This window comes from Flavobacterium sp. GT3R68, assembly GCF_007109225.1.
Lineage (GTDB): Bacteria > Bacteroidota > Bacteroidia > Flavobacteriales > Flavobacteriaceae > Flavobacterium.
On record NZ_VJZK01000011.1, the window covers coordinates 1 to 5,078 of the forward strand.

Consider the following 5,078-nt stretch of genomic DNA (forward strand, 5'->3'; position numbering starts at 1 on the left):
AATCTTTTGTGTGATTTCTCCATAAAACAACAAATATAAAATTTATAATTTGTTGCGTTAGGTTATTGAATTCTCCTGTAAGGTTTAAAATTACAGCTAACGTCCCCGCGGCTTGCATTCAGTGGCTTGAATGTCGCGGACAATTGCAAATATAAACCAAACTTTGAGTTATCAGCGTATTTTCTAAAGAAACACCGAATTAAGCCATTGATGCAAACCGATGTTAGCTGCTGGCATTTTTTTTAACGATACCATTTGTCACTCAGATATTTTTCGGGTATTTTACCATTCCATGGATCGATGCCAAGTTTCTCAATTTCATCAAACCATTGGTCTCTTTTTGAATTCGGTAGTTTTTGTCCGCACCAAGGGCAAAATTCAATTGAAATAGATGAAGTTCCGCCATCCCAAATTTTCACACCATATTCGTCAAATTTTTCGCTGTAGACGATTGGAGTGTCTACATTTTCGAAATCAATAGAAGAATTCAGTTTCAGTTTTTCACACATTTTATTCATTTTATTGCAAGTCGTTTTATGCTTGCAGCTAACGTCCGGTGGCTTGCCTCAGTGGCGTTCACATCACCAAACAGTCACAAATATAAACCAAACTTTGAGTTATCAGCGTATTTTCTAAAGAATCACAGAATTAGCCATTGAGGCAAACCGCTGTTGGCAGAAGTGATTTAATTTTTAATTATCTTTTGTGTAATAATTTCATTATGTTCTGTAGTAATTCTGAGTAAGTAGGTTCCTTTTTCTATTATGTTTGATAAATCTATGGTTGTATTATCATTTTCATATTGAAATGAAGGTTTATTGATTTTTCTGCCAACTAAATCATATACTTCAACATTTTTTATTGGAGTAGTGTTTTTAAAAATAATTTTGTTATTAAATGGATTCGGATAAAAATTATTTTTATCATTATGGACAATAGAATTTAACCCTAAAGCTCCCTCGACAATTCTTAATGCTGAAAAACCAGGAGTACTAAATACTTTATAAATAAAGCCTGCAATTAAAATTTTTCCACTTGGTTCTTTTATAAAAACATATGATCTACTATCACCTATTACAGGTTCACCTGGAACACCAGCATAAGTAAATTCATATGAATAAAGTCCATTGATGTGGAAAGAAGAATCAGTTATTCCGTCAAGATTGAATTTTCTTAATTCAAAAGTATTATCACAAGCATAATAATTAGTACCACAACAGGAGTAACAATATGAGGTCAAAAATACTTTATTATCAATGATTTTGTTATAAAAGAATTCTCCATGAGTAATGGAGGATTCTATTTGGTCATTAATTAAATTATATATCAATAGGTTATTACTGTTATCACCTAACATCGCTCCACCTTGATTCATATTTATATATAATGTATTATTCAATAATTGAACATTCTTTATGGTGTTGTAGTAAATTCCCGAATTTGCCAAAGGGATAGTTTTGAAGCCATTAATTCCAAAAGATGTATTTGAATTTCCATTACCATCAACTTCGGTTATCAATATCTTTGTTCGATTATAAGTTCCATCATTCCCTGTCGTGGTACCCAAAAGCATAAATTGACTGTTATAGGGAATGATTTCTGAACCACTAGTACTCAAGTCAAGAGAAATTTCTTTAAACCCATTTAGATTAAAAGAAGTGTTTATAGACCCATCATTATTAATTTTGAAAAGTATTAACCTACTAGTGTTAGTAACATTTTGATTAAATCTAGTTCCGATGCAATAAAGACTTCCAGATGATTCTGTTAAAAAACTTGAAATATTTTCCTGAAGACCAAAATCTAATTTTACTATCCCGTTTGTTCCAAAGCTAGAATCATAATTTCCGTTTTCATCTATTCTAATAATATAGATATCTATATTATTAGTGCTATTATTTTTAACAGAACCATATATATAAAAGTAATTATTGGAAAAAACAAAATTTACTATAGTTAAAGTTTCGTTAGTTTGTTGTAATGCTTTAAAACCGTTCGTTCCAAACGCTGTTACAATTTGTCCATTATAATCCACTTTAGCAATTGTATTACTAGAAATAAAATAGTAATTGTTATTAACTAATAATCCATTTTTTACATGATAAAGGCGATTATTATAAGTCATAGTGCCTGAATTACCAAATGTATTATCCAAAACATAAGTTTGAGAGTATGAGTTTAACCCAAATAGTATAAATATTAACAATACATTTTTTTTCATAGTGTCTATTTTATAATTAATGTCTGGTTTTGCACTTATCATTTCTGCCAACGTCCCCGCGGCTTGCATTCAGTGGCTTGCCTGTCACGGACAATTGCAAATATATACCAAACTTCCGGTTATCAGAGTATTTTCTAAAGAAACACGAAATAAGCCATTGATGCAAACCGATGTTATCTATTGCCGTTCTTCGGTTCAGTTTGGTTTTTCGGCATAATATTTTTTGAGTAAGTTCGGCTTTTAGCGCTTCCACTTTTCGGCGTCAGTTTGGCTTTGCAGTGATTTGTTTTTTATGTGAGTTCGGCATTTTCCCGCTTCCAATTTTCTGAGTAAGTTTGGCTTTTAAGTCAAGAAAAGCGATATTTTAATTTTACCGAAATTTTTGTAATACGGTTATAGATAACGTCCCCGCGGCTTGCATTCAGTGGCTTGCCTAGCACCGGACAATTGCAAATATAACCAAACTTTGAGTTATCAGCGTATTTTCTAAAGAATCACTAAATTAAGCCATTGATGCAAACCGATGTTAGCAGCTGGCCTTATTTTATTTCGATTTCATTATATGCAATCCATCGTTTCAAATTACCGACAAATCTTTTCAAATGGTCTTCATTTAAAAAAAGGTTTGTCCAATAGTCATATCTATCGCATTGCATACTTATGTAATATGTCATAATTGCTAGACAGGCAATAGGTAAAATACGTTTTTCATTTTTACTAATTTCAGATATGGTTTCGTATCCTTTAAGAAAACTTTCTGCTTTTACTTTGTAATCATTCTCGTCTAGGTTTGTTATGAATAATTGAAATAAAAAGTATGAAATATCTAGACATAACCATCCATTGCCACAGAAATCAAAATCAAAAATCGTAACTTTATTTTCGTCATTAAAATGCATATTATCAAACCATACGTCGAGATGAACTGCTCCAAATCTAATTTGTTCATTTTCTATATTATCAAATTCATTTTGAAGATAATTAGCTAATCTTTCTATAAATTTTGTTTCATCAGTTTCTTTTTTAAAGAATTCTCGCGTTCGTTTAACGGAATCTATAAGTAAAGTTCTATTGTTGTATGTTATTCTGTTTAATGCAAACTTTTCTGCTGATTTGTGAACTTTTGCTAATGCTTGTCCAATAAAAAAACTTGTTTCCGCTGTAAATCTTGCTGATTTTGCGCCATCTGCAAACGAAAATAATACGCCAAACCTTTTTCCTTCAGGAGCATTTAATTCTTGAATATATTCATTTAAATTATCAGCTATTGGGAATGAAACATTAGTTTTATTTTCTTTTAAGTGTTTTAAAAGCCTTAATTCTTCAGCTATTTCAATTTTTGTTCTCCAATCAAAAGTATAGACACGAAATACATATTTCTCATTATTATCAGAAATCATATAAACGTGGTTCATTGCAGCTCTGAAAAGTTTACATTCAGTATTTTCGCTTAAACCATATTTATGCTGTAATAATTCTCCAATTTTATTAGCTGAAAGTGTTGAGTTTGTTACTGGAAATTCTTTCGTCATCAATTTTTTAGTTTTTTTGGACGGCTTGCTGCTAACGTCCCCGCGGCTTGCATTCAGTGGCTTGCCTGTCACGGGACAATTGCAAATATATACCAAACTTCCGGTTATCAGCGTATTTTCTAAAGAAACACGGAATTAAGCCATTGATGCAAACCGATGTTAACTGTTGCAATTTCTTTCGGCGCAATATTGTTTTTACGCTTTGTTTGGTTTCACGATTCTGCTTACGGAATTATTCAGCCAACTATTCAACGTTGCGTTTTCAGCTTTCTGTTAAGCCAATCAAACGGCAAGTACAAGACAAGATTTCGGTTAAGCGCAAACTTTTTGGAAGTAGGGTAAAAGTGGACAAAAATCCGAATTTCACATTTTGGTTATGTTCACCGTAAACGTTTTCAGATTGTTACAGTTAACGTCCCCGCGGCTTGCATTCAGTGGCTTACCTGACACCGGACAATTGCAAATATAAACCAAACTTTAAGTTATCAGCGTATTTTCTAAAGAAACACGAAATTAAGCCATTGATGCAAACCGATGTTATCTGGAGCAATTCTTAGGATCAGTTTGGTTTTCGACGAAATATGTTATGAGTAAGTTCGGTTTTTACGTTTCAGTTTTCGGCGTCAGTTTGGCTTTCGATAAATTTTTTGAGTGAGTTCGGCTTTTTACGATTCCAATTTTCAGCGTAAGTTCGGTTTTTAGGTTTCAAAACTCGACAAGATTTAACTTAATAAATGTTTCAAAAAACTGTCATTATGATTTGGCGGGAATTTCTGAAATATTGTTCCAGATAACGTCCGGTGGCTTGCCTCAGTGGCGTTGCTCTCACCGAACAATGACAAATATAAACCAAACTTTGAGTTATCAGCGGATTTTCTAAAGAAACACAGAATAAGCCATTGAGGCAAACCGCTGTTAGCTGCTGCCTTTATTTTTTTTTTGTCTTAGCAATAATTCATTTTTTTCTTTTTTCCGCAGTAAATCTTTTTCTTTTTTATCTTCCAAATAACTTTTGTAATTCCATATAGCGAATGCAAAAATCATAACAGATAAAACTAAGGTTCCATTCCCATCTAATGTTCCATGCGAAATATTTCCTTGCTTACTGAATACTAAACCACTTGAAGATAAACTTAAAAATTTCATTATTAAACCAACCAATAAAAGTAATAATCCTAAGAGAAATGAAAGTTTATAAAGAATCTTCTGTAGTAACATTTTAACGGAGTTATTTTTAAGGTTGCAGCTAACGTCCCCGCGGCTTGCATTCAGTGGCTTGCCTGTCACGGGACAATTGCAAATATATACCAAACTTCCGGTTATCA

At 32.3% G+C, this 5,078-nt stretch carries 5 protein-coding genes; 1 reads left to right on the top strand and 4 read right to left on the bottom strand.

What is annotated here, in order from left to right; genetic code table 11:
- Positions 1–242: 242 nt before the first annotated feature.
- Together FNW07_RS13435 and FNW07_RS13440 are read right to left on the bottom strand one after the other, a co-directional pair.
- Positions 243–518, bottom strand: a complete 276-nt coding sequence (locus FNW07_RS13435; RefSeq protein WP_126745330.1) for a hypothetical protein — start codon at positions 516–518, stop codon at positions 243–245.
- A gap of 167 nt (positions 519–685) precedes the next feature.
- On the bottom strand, positions 686–2,221 hold the full coding sequence (locus FNW07_RS13440) for a T9SS type A sorting domain-containing protein (protein WP_158626886.1): 1,536 nt from the start codon (positions 2,219–2,221) through the stop codon (positions 686–688).
- Between the two features lie 19 nt (positions 2,222–2,240).
- Between FNW07_RS13440 and FNW07_RS13830 the strand changes: the two genes are divergently transcribed.
- On the top strand, positions 2,241–2,438 hold the full coding sequence (locus tag FNW07_RS13830) for a hypothetical protein (RefSeq protein ID WP_185964653.1): 198 nt from the start codon (positions 2,241–2,243) through the stop codon (positions 2,436–2,438).
- Positions 2,439–2,760: 322 nt separating this feature from the next.
- Here the strand turns inward: FNW07_RS13830 and FNW07_RS13445 are convergent, their stop codons facing one another.
- Together FNW07_RS13445 and FNW07_RS13450 are read right to left on the bottom strand one after the other, a co-directional pair.
- The gene (locus FNW07_RS13445; protein ID WP_126745369.1) at positions 2,761–3,753 is read right to left on the bottom strand and encodes a phosphotransferase; all 993 of its coding nucleotides are present in this window, start codon (positions 3,751–3,753) and stop codon (positions 2,761–2,763) included.
- A 915-nt stretch (positions 3,754–4,668) separates the two neighbouring features.
- Positions 4,669–5,078, bottom strand: a 410-nt coding sequence (locus FNW07_RS13450; RefSeq protein ID WP_221931749.1) for a hypothetical protein, incomplete at its 5' end; no start/stop codon positions are given.